Here is a 16,380-nt window from a genome sequence, read left to right as displayed (position 1 = left end):
AAAGAACCGCCGCAGCAATCATCCCTCAGCCATCACAATAAAAGCCCCGACTTCATGAATATTCCAACTATTTAAGATTATTTACCAATTTTTTTAAAACCATTAAAGAATGTTCCCCTCCTATTTTGGAACAATACAATTGATTGTATTAAAGAATAAGGAGGTTAATTAGAAATGGATAATCAAAAATTAGCCGATCATGAGTCATTGGATCTTCATGAAGTTATAAATTTTAAAACCCTTTGCTTAGCGAAATCAAAACTAATGCAAGGTCTGGCATTTGATCAAGATTTGAGAGCATTAATGCAAAAAGATGTTGAACAATCCATGCAAGAGCTTAGAGAATTACAGGCAGTTTATCAACGCGCACCTTTTGAAGCTCCTGTTCCTCAAAACCGGCCAACACCTATAGTAAATTGAAAAGGAGGCAAATTCATTGAATAATGACTATTTAGACCCTATAAACTCGCTACATGTACCAGAGCTAGCAGATACCACATTTGCGATGGATTTACTTCTTCGTGCCAAAGAAGGTGTCCGCAATATCGCTGTCGCATTAACGGAGTCCGCATCACCTGATGTTAGAACCCTCTTACGAAAACAGTTAATGCAAGGAATTGCCATGCACCAAGAAATTACAGAACTAATGATTAATAAAAAATGGTTCCATCCTTACGAACTAAGTGAACAGTATAAACTAGATCAACTCTCTGCCAACAATACATTGATGATTGGCAAAATGAATCTATTTCCTGTTGAGACCAATCGAAAAGGTATGTTTGACCGGACACCTGATGAACACTAACACTGGAGGCTGTAACCAATGAAGGCAGTAACGTATCAAGGTATTAAAAATGTTGTAGTCAAAGAAGTTCCAGATCCAAAGATTGAAAAACCAGATGACATGATTATTAAAGTAACAAGTACAGCTATATGTGGGTCTGATTTACATTTGATTCATGGCATGATTCCTAACCTGCAAGAAAACTATGTTATTGGCCATGAACCAATGGGAATCGTCGAAGAAGTTGGTCCGGGTGTGACTAAGCTAAAAAAGGGAGATCGAGTAATTATCCCCTTTAATATAGCGTGCGGTGAATGCCATTACTGCAAAAATCATTTGGAAAGCCAATGTGATAATTCAAATGATAATGGTGATATGGGTGCCTATTTCGGATATTCTGGTACGACGGGTGGCTATCCAGGTGGGCAAGCTGAATATTTAAGAGTGCCATTTGCCAACTTTACTCATTTTAAAATTCCAGAGACTTGTGAAGAACCAGATGAAAAGTTAGCAGTAATTGCCGATGCGATGACTACTGGTTTTTGGAGTGTTGACAATGCAGGTGTAAAGGATGGAGATACAGTCATTGTTCTTGGCTGTGGCCCGGTTGGTCTTTTTGCACAAAAATTCTGTTGGTTAAAAGGTGCAAAGCGAGTCATTGCCGTTGATTATGTCAATTATCGCCTGCAGCACGCAAAGCGCACCAACAAAGTAGAAATTGTTAACTTTGAGGACCATGAGAATGTAGGAAGTTATCTGAAGGAAATCACCAAAGGCGGCGCTGATGTTGTCATTGATGCAGTTGGTATGGACGGTAAAATGACTGATATGGAATTCCTGGCGAGCGGAATGAAGCTTCAAGGCGGAGCATTCAGTGCGTTTATCATGGCTTCACAAGCAGTGCGTAAAGGCGGGACAATCCAGGTTACAGGTGTTTACGGTGGCAGATATAATGGATTCCCAATGGGAGATATTATGAACCGTAACGTCAATATCCGCTCAGGACAAGCACCTGTAATTCATTATATGCCATATATGTTTGAATTAGTTTCCACCGGAAAAATTGATCCAGGAGATGTCGTAAGCCATGTACTTCCACTTAGTGAAGCAAAGCGTGGCTATGAGATTTTTGACACAAAAATGGATGACTGTATAAAAGTAGTGTTGAAACCTTGAGAAGGGAGGTATAAAAAATGAACTACGCCTTACATGAAGTACTTGAGGTCCATGAGATGGCTGCATTTAAAACCACTTGTTTAACTAAATCCAAAACGATGAAAGCGTTAGTTACAGATCAGCTATTAAAAGATATTATGCAGCAAGACATTGATGTATCTACGAGACAATTACAAGAATATGCCTCTATCCTTACAAACGCAAAGCAGTAATTAGGAGATGAATGAACATGAATCCAATCATTGAAAATTTAACTGGCATGAATGCACTATCGGACCAAGTTGTTGCAATGGATTTATTGATTGCTGCTAAAAGTGGGGTAAGAAATTATGCCATGGCTGTTACAGAATCAGGAACACCGGAAATTAAAGAAATGCTCACTCGTCATTTAGTGGAAGCACTTGATATGCATGAACAAATATCCGCATATATGGTAGAAAAAGGATGGTACCATATTTGGGATACAAACGAACAAATCAATTTAGATTTAAATAATATCAATACAGCATTGAACTTACCGACATTATAAAAATTTACCAGGAACAGTTTAACACTCACCAAATAAACTGTTCCTAGTAAACCATTTTGAGTTTATTTCCCAGAAGTAAATATTATTTATACCTCTTGTTACTCGTTTTTGTTTTACATTATTTTTTATGAAAAGGTTAGAGCATGAAATTCATCAATTTTGATACGAAGTAAACTATAAGGTTTCTGTCGTAAGTCTTTACCATAATGAAATCTAGGCTGCCGATGTAATTGGTTCACAATGACATACAAATACTGATCCGGACCAATTGAAAAAGTATCTGGCCACAAAATTCTCGGATCGTGTGCGATAGTTTCCATTGTGCCATTTGGCAATATTTTACGGATACAGTTGTTTTCATAATCTCCAGCATAAACATTCCCCTTTGCATCGGTGATCATTCCATCAGACGCACCCTTTTCTCCCCAATACTCCACATGATAGGGTAAATCAATGTCCGGTATCGTTCTGTCTCTCAGGGCTTCTGTTGAGATCGAAAACAAATGACGGCTGGTTAGTGGAGCAAAATATAATATCTTTCCATCAGGAGAAATCGCAATACTATCAGACGCCAATCTAAATGGAGACGTTGAACCATCTTTGTTTCGATTCATTAAAATTAGACCTTCTACTTTCGGTAAAAAATAAGGATCGGGTGAAGTTGAATTTGCCCCATTTAACCGTCTGAACGCGTTTCCACTTGATAAATCTACGACGATAATAGCTCCTGGTCCTCTTGAAGAAGAATCCGTTATATAGGCATAACCTTCTTTTCCAACACGAAAATCAAAACGGACATCATTCAGATAAGTTGTAGGCAGGACAACATCTTCAGTAAAGGTATATACTTTTCTTATTGTATTGGTTTGTAAATCAACAGCTACTAATTTTGCCCCCCCTTTAATAGGTTCAGAAAAATTAGGTGCCGCTGTATCTAATATCCACAGCGTTCCCCTTCCATCAGTAACTACACTTTGGACACTGATGAATGTCATTGTGATATTCTCGGGGTTAACCAAATTGGTTTGTAAATTAGGATAAGGCTGCAATTTACCCTCAACAATTTCCGCCACCGTAAATTTAACATCGTCTCCCCATTTCGGAAAGCAAATGAAAATACGACCGGTTTCTGAAACAGAAACACCTGTAGGCATAGCCCCATAAAATGCATAAACCAGTTCTAAATTACCGAAATATTTTTCACTAGGTAACATTGGTTTCATAATATCCTCCTCAAGCATTCAAACGGGATATCTCCTTTATATGATTTAAATTTTTCCCAGTGCATATTTCTTAATAAGTTTTATAAACGAAAAACGATTGAATTGATTGTTTTCGAAATTTCATTTTGGTTTTAAAAAAGTTATTAAAGCTTTAGCTTAAAACCCTCATGCGTTGCTTTAAAACCTAACCGTTCATAAAACCTTAACGCATCTTCCCTTTTTTTATCAGTTGTAAGCTGTACTAAATGACAACCACGTTCTTCTGCACGCGAAATCGCCCATTTTAAAAGTTCAGTACCTACACCCTTCCCTCTTACGGAAGCTGATGTTCTCACTCCTTCGATGGTAGCTCTCCATCCCCCTTGATGTGTTATATATGGTGTAAAAGTAATTTGTAGGACTCCAATCACTTCATTACCGTCACAAGCCACTACTAATTCGTTATTAGGGTCAGATGTAATAGCCTCCAATGCCATTTTGTAACTCTTAGGAAGTGGGTGTTCATAACGCTCCCGTTTACTCCCCAAAACATCATCTGCAAGCATTGAAACAATACTTTCTAAATCTTTTTCAGCAGCCATTCTAAACCTTATTTCTGTCTCCAATGCAATCCCCCTCATTAGTAACATTTTATTAATTTAAATTCCTATTGAAATCATCCAATACTTAAGCAATAGGCTTGCTTTCAATGCTTGTTTACTCCTCATTCTTATCCTCTTTAAAATAAGACTTCATCAACAAACCTGCCCTATTTATTTAGGTAATATAATTCCACAAAAATAGCGTTAATCCTCCTTGATCAACGCACCCGTTTGTTTAAGTCCATTTATTCACAAAGTTATTAAAGGAATGCTAACCTGCCCCATTTGTTCAATAAGGACTTCCACAAGAAGGTGGTGAATTCTTACTTTAACAAGGAACCTTATTGTCGGACAATGAATATTAGTTAATTTGTTTATGGAACGCATTTATAATTCCCTATGAAAAGTTTATTAAGGGAAATACAAAGAATATTTAAATATGTACAGTACTATTGGCATATTTCAAGGTATTTCGGAAGGAAAGGATCCTTTTACATAGAAACCCCCCACAAAAAGAAAATCTAGTCGAATCTTATATAAGTATAATAAAAAGGTTATGAATTGAAATAGAAGGTGTTGTTTTATGAAAAACTTCCGAGTCAGTTATATTCTTGAAAATCATGTAAAAACGGAAAGGGTCGTAACAGAGTTGAATAGTACCGCCGAGCAAATTTTTGATGAGGTGATCCCAAAGATTACCACAACAAACTTTTTAAAGATCCGTTCGGAGCAAGGTCTTGATCGCCTTGATACCTCCCAGATCCGTTATATTCGTGTTTCTTCTTTGAATCATGAATAGATTTTAAACAGCCATTTTAAAAATCAAACAGTCTTTGAATAATGTATAAAAGGTAGGATTTTAACATCATGACAGTTGCATATAAAACACGCGAAGAACGTAAGGCTGCTGAAGCAGCTACCAAACAAAAGAAACGAAAACAACCTCCTAAACTCTTTAAAAAACTGTGCATTGGCTTTTTGATAATCAGCTTCCTTAGCTTAACGATCTTAGGGGGCGGTGTATATGCCTTTATACAGGATGTCCCTGAATTTAATAAGGCAAAATTAGAAGACCCTCTGTCATCGAAGTTTTATGACAAAGACGGTCATTTTATCCACGAGTATGGAACGGAGCATCGCACGAAAATTTCGTATGATCAAATTCCTGCGCGACTCGAGGAAGCCATCCTTGCGACGGAAGACAGCCGTTTCTATGAGCATCAAGGCGTGGATTTATTGAGGACAGCGCAAGCGATTTTCGTAAACGTAACAGGGGAATTTGGCAGCCAGGGTGGAAGTACCATTACCCAGCAAGTAATCAAAAATTCCTTTCTGTCTCCTGAAAAAGCAATTAAACGGAAGGTACAGGAATGGTACTTAGCTTATAAGCTGGAACATAAGTATAGCAAACAAGAAATTCTTGCGATGTATGTAAATAAAATCAATCTTGGCAACCGTTCTTATGGAGTGGCTGCGGCAGCTAAAAATTATTACGGGCTTGATGTGGACGAGCTTGATCAACTAACCCTTTCTCAAGCAGCGATGATTGCAGGATTAACGCAAAGTCCGAATAATTATGACCCGACAAAGGCGGAAAATCAACAAGCAGCGACAAACAGACGAAATGTTGTCCTCTCTTTAATGCATAAGCATGGATACATTTCAACAAGTGAAATGGAAGCAGCGAAACAAGTCCCAGTAACAGATGGACTTGCGGAGAAAAAAGATCACAACGGTATGCCTTATGTATCCTTTTTAGACGCGGCCGTAAAAGAAGTGGAAACACAGTTAGAGGACGTTGACATTACGAAAGATGGATTGAAGATATACTTAACGCTGGATCCAAAAGCGCAAGAGCTTGCGGATTCGGTTGTCTCAGGAGAACAAGTTCAATACCCGAATGAGCGGTTTCAAACGGCTTTTGTTTTTATGGATTCAAAAACAGGAGAAATCAGGGCAATTGGAAGTGGCCGAGAAGCGCATCAAACGAAGTTCCGGGGACATAATCTTGTTACAGATTCGAAACGTCAACCAGGTTCAACGTTTAAACCCATTTTTGATTATGGACCGGCGATCGAATATTTAAATTGGTCCACATATCATCAAATTGAAGATGCTCCCTATCAATATTCAACAGGAGACCCGATCCGCAATGCCTATACGAATTACCGAGGGATGATGTCGATTCGTGAAGCGCTAGTTGAATCGAGAAATATCCCTGCTTTAAAGACATTAGAGAGCGTTGGCTTAGAGAAGGCCAAAACATTCTCGGAAGCTCTCGGCATCACCTATCCAAAGGGTGTAGTATATGAATCTTATTCGCTTGGAAGCAACACGGTTACCCCGGTTGAATTAGTCGGTGCTTATGGTGCGTTTGCTAACGGAGGAAACTATACAAAGCCTCATTTTGTGGCAAAAGTTGAATTCCCGGATGGAGAAGTGATTGATTTTACGCCGAAAGCGGAGCGGGTAATGCAGGACTATACCGCGTACATGGTTACCGATATGTTGCGGGGCGTCCTAAATGCACCGAATGGAACAGGGAAACTAGCTGCCATTCCTGGTGCAGATATCGCGGGGAAAACAGGAACCACCAACTTCGATGAAAATGTCATCCGTAAATTCGGCTATCCTGAAGACGCAACCAACGACAGTTGGTTTGCTGGGTATACGACCGATTATACGATGGCCGTATGGACAGGCTATGCCCAAAACGGTCCAGGGAATTATCTGACAAGGAACGATACGAAAATCGCCCAAAGCATCTTTAAAACGATGATGCAAAGTTACGCGGACGAGAGTCGCTTTGTACAGCCAGACTCTGTCGAAAAAATCCGGAATGAACTGTATATAAAAGGCGTTAAACGATATTTCGTGCCTCCAGCACCTACGCCGAAAAAAGACGACAAAAAGAAGAAAAAGCCAATCAAGCAAAAGAACGACGAGGAAAAAAGGAAAAAAAAGAAAGAGAATAAGGAGAATGGAAAAAATAAGGGAAAGGATAATAAGGATAAAAAGAAAGAAAAGAAGAAGGATTAGAATAATGAACCAATATGATCGGCCAGGTTGTTTTCAAACGGTGAACCTTACCGTATACAAACGGGCTACCTCTCGAGCAGGGCGGTTCATAACCAAACAAGCACACGTGATTACCAACGTGTGCTTTTGTTTCAAAAACACCTTTAAGTGTAATTCTTCACAATGTTTTTGCTTTTATTTACTTATTTTGTTTAGCACTAAAAATACTAATAACAGAAACTACACAGAGCAATAACAGTAATATTAACCTTAACCAATCCATTGTGAGCCAAAAATCTCCACCATTAACAATGTCAGGGCTTAAACCATACTCATCAACAAAAATACCCAGATTCCAAAATAAGCCAATCGAAATAAATAATGAAGAAAGACTTAATAAGAATACTGCAACTGAAAATTTCCGCTTTCCCACCATTGTAAATCCCCTTTTTGAACATTTTTTACTTAAATCCCAATAACTTTTCTACAAAAAACCATAATCCTTATTGAACTAACCCGTATGTTTAATAAGGAACTCAACAAAAAAGGCGGTTATCCTTCCTGGACCAACGCACCCCTTAGTTCAAGATATTCTACTCTTTATAGGTACAAATAGATCAACCTTACATTTCCCTTCTGGGTCTTCGGCAGGGTTATTCATATTAAATTCAAGGTTATATCTATTATTGTCTACTTCATGATGACTATTTGGCAACCATTGTCCAAATATAAATTGATAAGCAAGATTCAGCTTTTCGGGTACATCATAAAATTGATACAAAGCATACTGTCCACCATCCAGCTTTTTGAATTGCATTTCATTATGCTTCTCTTTTTCAAAACCTTTAGGAATTGTAACACACGCATCGTGACGACAATTATTACCTTCAACTAAATCAGGATTATCCAATGATATTCCTATAAACGATTGTGCTGGAGGATAAAGTCCATTGTTAATTGCCCAGTTAATCAAATCTTCCCAATGTTCTTGGGGTTCAAAATAACTTCCAATACGTCTTATAAATGCTACTTCATATTCAGGTAATTCCTTTATTACGATATCCAATTTTATGCATCTCCCAAAGTGAAAATATAATTCTAACTTTCGCTACCTATTGATGAAATTCCTGCTTTCACAATCCTGCCCCGTTTGTTTAAGACATTATTTCACAAACAATAAATTTTGCCTTCTGACAGCAAGTAGTAGTGCAAGAGAATATTATTAGTAGGCAATTCCTACACGTGATTGGACATAATCAGTATTTTCTATTTGACGATAACTAAATTCCGCTGTATCAGAAACGGATATTTTCATTCCACCTTCTGGCAAAAAATTTCGTTCAATTCGATATTGACCTTCTCTTTCTCCATCGGGTAAATATGTAGGACATACAATCGTCCAATCAAGTGTCGATTGTTTCAGCATATCATAAACTTTATGATGTTCTTCTGCTGCACGGGTTGATTTACGCTTTGATTCACTTGACTGATAACGCAGTAACTTTGGGTTGGTTCTACTTTGCAGGATACCTGCAGTTCCTATAGTAATAATCCGTTGTATGCCTTCGTTTTCCATTGCCTCAATAATGTGTGGCATACTTTCAGACAAAGTTGTTGCTCCATCAGTATTTAGCGCACTAATAACTACATCAATCCCGTACATTGCACCTACGATATCATTTTTATTTAAAACATTACCTCGAATAATAGTTAATTTTTCATTATTTATTTGAATCTTTTCTGGAGTACGAACTAATGCAGTAACATGATGTCTGTCATGAAGAGCATAGTTAACCATTTGACTTCCAACTCGTCCAGTTGCTCCTAAAATTAAAATATTCAAAAGTAATCTCCTTTTACGAATACAAATATTGACCTTTACCATAAACATTTGGTTTCTGAATCCTTTAATTAACTCGGCTAACAGGATGAAAGTATTGGGGGAGATTTATAGAAATACAGGTCCCTTTCCCAAGTTCGCTTTGCACATCGATTTCCCCACCCATGCTTTTGATAACACTGTACGCAACCATCAATCCCAATCCAGTTCCGTTTTCTTTAGTCGTAAAATAAGGTTCACCCAGGCGGTTCATTTGTTGCTTGGACATACCAATTCCTTCATCTTTTATCGAAAGATTAATAGTAGATGCCCCTTCACTGTTTAAACAAATTTGTAATTCCCCGCCTTTTGGCATGGATTCAATTCCATTCTTCACGAAATTCAGAAGACATTGATTGAATTTTTTTCGTTCTCCTAAAACATAATAATCCTCATTCCCTATTAGGGAAGTATTTATTTTAACATTATTAAATTTCGCCAAGGGACTAAGGACCTCAACCACATGTTTTAGTTCTTTAAAAATAAACACTTCTTCTTTTTCTTTATATGCTGGATTTGCAAAAATTAAATAATCATTGATTGTGTCTATTGCTTGATCCAATTCTTGTGCTGCGATTTTCAGATACCTCTCCCTTGTCTCAAATGAAATTTTTTCATCTGATAGAAGTTGGATAAATCCTCTAGTGGCGGTAAGTGGATTTCCAATTTCATGAGAAATACTGGCTGCAAGATTACTTGCAACTTCTAATTTCTGTGCTTTCATTGATTTTTGCAACAAATCAAAATTAAACATGATGACCTCAGCTAAAACAGTAAAAATCACCATGCTTATAACATTAATGAGCAGATGTTCTATTCGAATATTGGTCATTACCCCAGAACTAACGAGTGTTTGAGTTGGAAATACTACTAACGAAAGTAGGATTAGTGAACTACTTATCAATATTTTCTTTTTGAGAGATACCTTTACATAATACCTGGAGAGTAATCCTGCACATACAGCTGTTAATAACAAAATAAAATATGAATTATAAAATGCTTCTCCCCCGAATAAATAGTGAAGAGATATTATCACAATTAATAACAAAAACCCTACCCTATATCCTCCATATAGGGTGCCTAAAATCAGGGGAATCCTTCGGAGATCTAGAATTAAAGGTTCAATTAAAGCAATAGGAAATGTCATACATAAAATAATGGAGAGTAGCGGAAAAACTGCAAACATCCACTTTTTAACCCATTGAAATTGATAAATATAATGTAAAAGATAAAACAATTGCCATATGAACAAAGGAAATAAAGCTAGTAAAAAACTGATAATTAATTCTTTCGTATATAGATCCATACAGCGACACCAATCTTTCTTTGATCTAAGGATTAACAATCGCTTTACCAATACAGTGAATGCATTTCTGGAATTTTCAGAAAACTTTTTCAAAGATTGAACCATCAAAATATACATTATATTTTCTATAGTATAATAGTCCCTTAAGTTAAACAACGCATGATCAAGAAATTTTTTGGCATTGAATTTGTGCCTCTTGCCATTATTATAAAAAAGTCATATTCCTTCCCTTAAAGTTCACAAAGGGTGATTGCTGACAGAAAGGCAATCACCCTTTTTATTTTACTTTTGGTTCCGTTCGCCCAGTCTGATAAAGGAGCGATTTTACAGCCCCCGGCAAAATGGCATATAAATTATTTTATTGATGATTCTATGCTGATATTTATGCTTCCATTTTCTTCTTTCTTTTTTCGAGAAGAATACAAAGCATATAATAGTATAAACCAGATAGGTGTCAGCAATAACGCAGGCCGCGTTTCATCTGCAATCAGCATAATAATTAGAATAACAGCAAACATCGCCAGGACAGCATAATTAATAAATGGTGTCAGTGGAGCTTTGAATTTCGATTTTGCATGTAATTCCGGACATGTTTTTTTATATTTTAAATGAGAAAGCAGAATAACACTCCATACCCAAATGAAACAAATCGCACTAATGGAGGTTACGATTCCAAAAGCCTGTTCCGGCAGGAGTTTACTCAAAAGAGCTCCTACTGATACGACAAGTGTGGACACCCATAAACCGTTTGCTGGCACATGATTTTTATTCAGTTTTGAAAAACTTGATGGTGCCTGCTTATTGTTGCTTAGGTTATATAGCATCCGGCTTGTTGAAAACATCCCGCTGTTTCCGGCTGAAGCGGCTGCAGTTAATACGACAAAATTGATAATTCCTGCGGCAATAGGAATTCCAACTAAACCGAACGTTTTAACAAAAGGGCTTTCTGTTGCATTAAGTTCTGTCCATGGGTTAATAGATAGAAGGATTATAAGTGCCCCAACGTAGAAAAACAGAATCCTCAAAGGAATTTTATTAATGGCCGAGGGGATGTTTTTTTCCGGATTGGATGTTTCCGCAGCAGATACACCGACCAATTCCATACCGACAAAGGCAAATACAACTAATTGCAAAGAAAGCAGGAAACCTGAAATACCGTTCGGAAACATACCACCATGTTCCCAAAGATTTTCAACTGTAACCCTTCCTGTATTTGTCTCGAAGCCTATCACTAACAAGATAACTCCCACCACAATTAAAGCGAGAATAGTAATGACCTTTATTAAAGCAAACCAAAACTCCAATTCTCCAAAAAGCTTAACAGTTAATAGGTTAAGGCCTAATAAAATAATCAAACAGATGATGGCAGGTACCCACTGCGGAATATCAAACCAATATTGTACATAAACACCAACTGCAATAATATCGGCCATGGCGGTCACAATCCAACAAAACCAATATGTCCATCCGGTTATGAAGGCTGCCCGTGGTCCAAGATAATCCTGAGCAATATCCGTAAACGAAAGGTAACCTGCTTTGGACAACAGCAGTTCCCCTAGTGCCCTCATAACAAAAAACAGGGCAACCCCCACGATTAAATAAGCAAGAATGATGGATGGGCCTGCGAGTTGTATGGCTTTACCAGAGCCCAAGAATAATCCCGTACCAATGGTGCCTCCAATTGCAATTAATTGAACATGCCGATTTGCTAAGTCTCTCTTTAATTCTTGTTGTGCCAATCCTGACTCCTCCTACGTGATGAATTAATAAAACCAATAAAAAAAGAGATTGGATGCACTCCAATCTCTTAGATAAAAGAATAAGAATAATTTTATTATAAAAATAATAATAATTATTAAAATAACAAATAAATATTCTGTACTCTTCTGTCCTTTTGCCTGAGATTGTGAACCCTTCGGCGCCGCGCAATTCCCGCGATCTCTCCAGAAGCTGCTCCTGCTATAGTTTTGATCCCATAACATTCATAGCTAACTGCTTATTAAATTTTATAAAAATGTTATCTTCGAATAATAGATGATTTTATCAAGAGTTAAATTTTTTGTCAATCAATTAAATCATAATCTCACATTGGTAAAACGCCAATTGGTTTTAAAAGACCCCTTGGCGAGTTCATGCAAAGGGGTCTTTTCAAGCAGAAAATTCTTTATGCTGATTTTTGGGCTGGTTCAGTTGAAGGAACCTTCTCATTCGGGATAATTAAGTTCAGTACCAGCACGGCGATAGCACCTACAGCCGTTCCTGAAGAAAGGATATAGTTCGCAAAGTCAGGCAAACTGTAAAGAATTTCTTTAGGAAGAACGACGGTGCCAAGTGTCAATAAAATCGGGATTCCGATAACCATCATATTGCGGTCATTGATGTCTATATGCTGAATCACTTTTAAGCCGTTCATGACAATCGCTACACATACGATTCCAAAAATCCCGTTAATCACTGGTTCAGGGATGCATGTGATAATCGCGGATAGTTTGGGAATGAGACCTAGAATAACAAGAATCACTCCGGCACAGATGATCACCATTCTGCTTGCTACGCCGGTAATGGCGAGGATTCCCGCATTGGAAGAGTAACCGGTCATCGGAGTTCCCCCAAACAGTCCGCCGACAAGGCAGCCAATCCCCTCTCCTGCCGAGGCTCTGTTCAGCTTTTCATCATCCAGTTCACTGCCTGTTACAGTCGAGACGACAAACCATGTACCCGTTGTTTCAATGAGAATGATCAAATAAATAAATACCATTGTCAACATGGCTTGAAGGTCGAACACAGGTGCGCCGAATGGGAAAAAGCTTGGAAGCGAGACCCATGCTGCGTCCTTTACTGGCGAGAAATCAACACTGCCGAAAATGGAAGCTGTAATGGTACCGGCAATGATCGCAAGAATTACAGATACCAACCGGAAGAATGTTCCGTACCCTTTCGCTTTTTTGCCCAGCAGCATGCATGTGACAAGGACAGCTGCAGAGACGGCTGCGATGATGACGTTATGGCCGACATTTCCTGGAGCATGATAGATGGAGTTAAAGGCACTTGGCATCAGCGAGATTCCAACGATGACGATGACAGTTCCTCCGACAAGAGGCGGAATGATTTTACGGACAATTTTCGCAAACACCTTTAACGGATACCCCAGAACCGCTATCAGAATCGCCCCAGGAAGGAGACTTCCAAACACGGCCCCCAACCCAAGCTTGCCGCCAATCGCAGCCAACGCTCCAATCGGTACATAGGAAGGACCTTGAACGACCGGAAGGCGAATTCCCCAGATTGTTTGAATCAAAGTGGCAGCACCTGCGGCCAGAAAGCACATTTGAATAAAGAAGGTCGTGCTCATCGTATCCAATGCCAGCAAGCCCGCGATAATGATTGGTGCGATGTAAAGGTCCATCGCCAGGACATGCTGAAAGCCAAGCAGGATCGCCTTGCTGAATCCGACCTTTTCATCAACCCCTACAGTTATGTTCGGATTTTGACTGTTATTCTCCATTTTTCAGTTCCCCCCGTTATTGAGATTTTAATTGAACGAACCCTTCTATAACTGTTTTAGTCAACATATGTGTGACATTTCTCACTTGAATTATAAGGACTAAACTGTGAAAAGTAAACACTAAAAACGAACATTTTAATTAACCAATATTTAATCGTTCGTCTTTTGCGTTGACTTTTTTCTGATTCATTATAAAATGAAGACAAGAATAATTCAGCATGGAGGGATAAACATGAAAAGATTAGAAGACGAAGTACTAAGAAATGACTGGATTGTTGCTTGTAAAATAGAGGATGTAAAAGAGGATCCAATTCAAAAGATTGTCATGGGAGAGCGGATTGTCCTTTTCCGTAATGAAGAAGGTGTCCACGCCTTCAAGGACCTTTGCATCCACCGCGGGGCCGCCCTGTCATTAGGATGCGTGAAGGACGGCAATCTTGTCTGCCCTTATCACGGCTGGGAGTTCAACTCTGGAGGGTCCTGTACACATATCCCGCAGCTTCCCGAAGGCCGGGCGATCCCGCTTAAAGCCAAAGCCATCAAATACCTATGCAGAGAAGAATACGGATTTGTTTGGATTAATTTGAATAACAACGACCCGGAATTCTTTCCCTATCCCGAGTTTGCCGATGAAACCTACCGAAATGTGCTATGGGGCCCTCAGGAAGTAAATGCTCTTCCGCCAAGAGTCGTGGAGAATTTCCTTGATGTGGGCCACCTTGCTTTTGTCCATGTAGGCTATCTTGGGGTGGAGGAGCATCCCGTCATTGGAGATTACGATGTTCATGTAGAAGATGGCCGGATTTTCTCCGATGAAATTTCAATCTTCCAGCCCGATCCCGACGGCTCCGGCCAATCAAAGGATGTCTATTATACTTATGAAGTCCTGCGCCCCCTGGTTGTCCAGTTCATAAAACGGGACCCGGAAACAGACAGCAAAATGAAGATTATCCTGATGATTAGTCCTGTTACTGAAGAAAAATCGATTGCCTATGGAATTCTATCGTTTAACTACGAAACAGGCCAAACCGACAAGGAAATTACCGACTTTCAGGATATGATTTTCGCCCAGGACAAGCCAATTGTTGAAAATCAGAAACCAGAAGAGCTTCCTCTCGACCTTCAGGCAGAGCTGTCCTTAAAATCAGACCGAATGAGCATTGCCTATCGTCAATACCTGAAAAAATTGGGAGTCACACTGGGGACCGCGTAAAGGAAAGTGGCTGCCTATTCCCCTTTTGGGTTATAATAGAAGAACTAAAAGGTGCACTTTAAAAAGTGCACCTTTTAGTTCTTTCTTTAGTTCTCACTTGGCAGCTTTTATTGTTTTATTTTAATAGTAAAAATTTCCATTACATCGTTGCACAAACTGTTGCATTATTAAACTATTTGTACAATTTTGTAAAAAGCACTTGTTAGAGCCTCCTATTTTCTGTTACTATTTTCTAGTATTTAGTGAAAAAGGAGTCGTATTTACAATGTTATCCTCAAATAGTGTTGAAAAAAGCAACCTTGTTCAGAGCATTCAATTGTTGCGACAAGAGATGATTGAGACCGGTCTTAAGGAAGGGCTTACAAGTAAGAAGACGATTGAACTTAGTCAAAAACTAGATAGCTTTATTGCAAGATATCAAATTTTATTAACTAAGTCGAATAAAACATCCCTTATTCAATAGAACCCATTTGTCCAATAAGGAATTCAACAAAAAGGGCGCGCATCCCAGGATCAACGCACCCATTTAGAACATCTATTTAACCATGGTTATAAAAGCAGTAGATCCTTTCTTAAACTCCATTTTCTTAACAAATCCAAATTTCTCATAAAGATGAATGGCTCTTTGATTAAACTTTGCCACCGTTAATCGAATTGGGCCATCGTTGAAATTGTCCTGGATATGTCCAAGAATAAAGGAAAAGAATGTATTACCATATCCCTGACCTGTTAATTCAGGTTTCATACCAATCCCTATATCAATGAATTCCTCAGAATAGCCACCTAATTGAATGCCAATAGGTACTTTTGCAGCGTCTCCAATACAAAAAAAGCCAAACAACTTATCATTTTGGTCCAGTACTGCATAATACTGATTTTCAAGCATTTCCTTTAATCCATCAGCAGTCAGCTTATTGTTATAAAAGTCATAGGGTGCATCGTATTGCCAATTTAAAATCTCTTCGGCAAATTCTTTGCTCATATTTCCAATAATCAATGGCATATAACCTCCTTCAAACCAGCAGATCAATCTCTCTAATCCAAACTTCAATCAATTCTCCACTATTTTTGCCCTATTTCTTTTCCTCCATCTTCAATTTTTGATCCCGAGTTTTCGTCAGTGACTCTTTTTCTCTCGTTCTGGTGATTTTGAGTCTTGAGGCTGT

The 16,380-nt window shown here is 38.5% G+C and carries 18 protein-coding genes and 1 riboswitch; of the genes, 9 read left to right on the top strand and 9 right to left on the bottom strand.

Features of this window, described 5'->3' with window-relative positions; all coding sequences use genetic code 11:
* The first annotated feature begins 174 nt into the window (after nucleotides 1-174).
* Genes ADU22_RS12290 through ADU22_RS12270 form a run of 5 tightly spaced genes read left to right on the top strand, consistent with a single transcriptional unit; the run spans nucleotide 175 to nucleotide 2,489 of the window.
* A complete protein-coding gene (locus ADU22_RS12290; RefSeq protein ID WP_053362411.1) occupies nucleotides 175-420 on the top strand; it encodes a hypothetical protein in 246 nt (81 codons plus the stop codon).
* Nucleotides 421-436: 16 nt separating this feature from the next.
* A complete protein-coding gene (locus tag ADU22_RS12285) occupies nucleotides 437-805 on the top strand; it encodes a spore coat protein (RefSeq protein WP_053362410.1) in 369 nt (122 codons plus the stop codon).
* 18 nt (nucleotides 806-823) lie between these two features.
* On the top strand, nucleotides 824-1,960 hold the full coding sequence (locus ADU22_RS12280) for a zinc-dependent alcohol dehydrogenase (RefSeq protein ID WP_053362409.1): 1,137 nt from the start codon (nucleotides 824-826) through the stop codon (nucleotides 1,958-1,960).
* Between the two features lie 17 nt (nucleotides 1,961-1,977).
* Nucleotides 1,978-2,172, top strand: a complete 195-nt coding sequence (locus ADU22_RS12275) for a hypothetical protein (RefSeq protein ID WP_053362408.1) — start codon at nucleotides 1,978-1,980, stop codon at nucleotides 2,170-2,172.
* 17 nt (nucleotides 2,173-2,189) lie between these two features.
* Nucleotides 2,190-2,489: a spore coat protein gene (locus ADU22_RS12270; protein WP_053362407.1), complete on the top strand. Its 300-nt coding sequence runs from the start codon at nucleotides 2,190-2,192 to the stop codon at nucleotides 2,487-2,489.
* A 125-nt stretch (nucleotides 2,490-2,614) separates the two neighbouring features.
* On the opposite strand, the gene ADU22_RS12265 is transcribed toward ADU22_RS12270, so the two are convergent.
* Nucleotides 2,615-3,712, bottom strand: coding sequence for an L-dopachrome tautomerase-related protein (locus tag ADU22_RS12265; protein WP_053364552.1), 1,098 nt, complete (start codon nucleotides 3,710-3,712; stop codon nucleotides 2,615-2,617).
* 143 nt (nucleotides 3,713-3,855) lie between these two features.
* Nucleotides 3,856-4,332, bottom strand: a complete 477-nt coding sequence (locus tag ADU22_RS12260) for a GNAT family N-acetyltransferase (protein WP_502688743.1) — start codon at nucleotides 4,330-4,332, stop codon at nucleotides 3,856-3,858.
* A 544-nt stretch (nucleotides 4,333-4,876) separates the two neighbouring features.
* Here ADU22_RS12260 and ADU22_RS12255 point away from each other — a divergent pair.
* Both ADU22_RS12255 and ADU22_RS12250 read left to right on the top strand, forming a co-directional pair.
* Complete coding sequence (locus ADU22_RS12255; protein ID WP_053362405.1) at nucleotides 4,877-5,092, top strand: hypothetical protein; 216 nt, start codon at nucleotides 4,877-4,879, stop codon at nucleotides 5,090-5,092.
* Nucleotides 5,093-5,160: 68 nt separating this feature from the next.
* Nucleotides 5,161-7,332: a transglycosylase domain-containing protein gene (locus tag ADU22_RS12250; protein ID WP_053362404.1), complete on the top strand. Its 2,172-nt coding sequence runs from the start codon at nucleotides 5,161-5,163 to the stop codon at nucleotides 7,330-7,332.
* Nucleotides 7,333-7,510: 178 nt separating this feature from the next.
* Here ADU22_RS12250 and ADU22_RS12245 read toward each other — a convergent pair whose 3' ends face one another.
* From ADU22_RS12245 to ADU22_RS12220, 6 genes are all read right to left on the bottom strand, one after another.
* Entirely contained in the window at nucleotides 7,511-7,744 is a 234-nt protein-coding gene (locus tag ADU22_RS12245; RefSeq protein WP_231687875.1) for a hypothetical protein, read from the bottom strand.
* Nucleotides 7,745-7,894: 150 nt separating this feature from the next.
* Complete coding sequence (locus ADU22_RS12240; protein ID WP_053362402.1) at nucleotides 7,895-8,377, bottom strand: AraC family transcriptional regulator; 483 nt, start codon at nucleotides 8,375-8,377, stop codon at nucleotides 7,895-7,897.
* A 156-nt stretch (nucleotides 8,378-8,533) separates the two neighbouring features.
* Nucleotides 8,534-9,154, bottom strand: a complete 621-nt coding sequence (locus tag ADU22_RS12235) for an NAD(P)-dependent oxidoreductase (RefSeq protein WP_053362401.1) — start codon at nucleotides 9,152-9,154, stop codon at nucleotides 8,534-8,536.
* A 64-nt stretch (nucleotides 9,155-9,218) separates the two neighbouring features.
* Entirely contained in the window at nucleotides 9,219-10,496 is a 1,278-nt protein-coding gene (locus tag ADU22_RS12230) for an ATP-binding protein (protein WP_053362400.1), read from the bottom strand.
* Between the two features lie 353 nt (nucleotides 10,497-10,849).
* On the bottom strand, nucleotides 10,850-12,235 hold the full coding sequence (locus tag ADU22_RS12225; protein ID WP_053362399.1) for an amino acid permease: 1,386 nt from the start codon (nucleotides 12,233-12,235) through the stop codon (nucleotides 10,850-10,852).
* A gap of 137 nt (nucleotides 12,236-12,372) precedes the next feature.
* Nucleotides 12,373-12,453: riboswitch (glycine riboswitch) on the bottom strand.
* Nucleotides 12,454-12,660: 207 nt separating this feature from the next.
* Nucleotides 12,661-14,001: a uracil-xanthine permease family protein gene (locus tag ADU22_RS12220; protein WP_053362398.1), complete on the bottom strand. Its 1,341-nt coding sequence runs from the start codon at nucleotides 13,999-14,001 to the stop codon at nucleotides 12,661-12,663.
* Nucleotides 14,002-14,233: 232 nt separating this feature from the next.
* On the opposite strand from ADU22_RS12220, the gene ADU22_RS12215 reads away from it, so the two are divergent.
* On the top strand, nucleotides 14,234-15,214 hold the full coding sequence (locus ADU22_RS12215) for a Rieske 2Fe-2S domain-containing protein (protein WP_053362397.1): 981 nt from the start codon (nucleotides 14,234-14,236) through the stop codon (nucleotides 15,212-15,214).
* Between the two features lie 265 nt (nucleotides 15,215-15,479).
* Nucleotides 15,480-15,677 (top strand): aspartyl-phosphate phosphatase Spo0E family protein, encoded by a 198-nt coding sequence (locus ADU22_RS25505; protein WP_053362396.1) that lies wholly within the window; start codon nucleotides 15,480-15,482, stop codon nucleotides 15,675-15,677.
* A 72-nt stretch (nucleotides 15,678-15,749) separates the two neighbouring features.
* Here the strand turns inward: ADU22_RS25505 and ADU22_RS12205 are convergent, their stop codons facing one another.
* Nucleotides 15,750-16,217, bottom strand: a complete 468-nt coding sequence (locus tag ADU22_RS12205; RefSeq protein ID WP_053362395.1) for a GNAT family N-acetyltransferase — start codon at nucleotides 16,215-16,217, stop codon at nucleotides 15,750-15,752.
* Nucleotides 16,218-16,380: the final 163 nt, after the last annotated feature.

The organism is Bacillus sp. FJAT-27251 (assembly GCF_001273925.1).
Taxonomy (GTDB): Bacteria; Bacillota; Bacilli; order Bacillales; family Cytobacillaceae; genus Mesobacillus_B.
The sequence above is the reverse complement of the archived record's forward strand: the minus strand, read 5'-3'. Positions and strand labels throughout refer to the sequence as shown.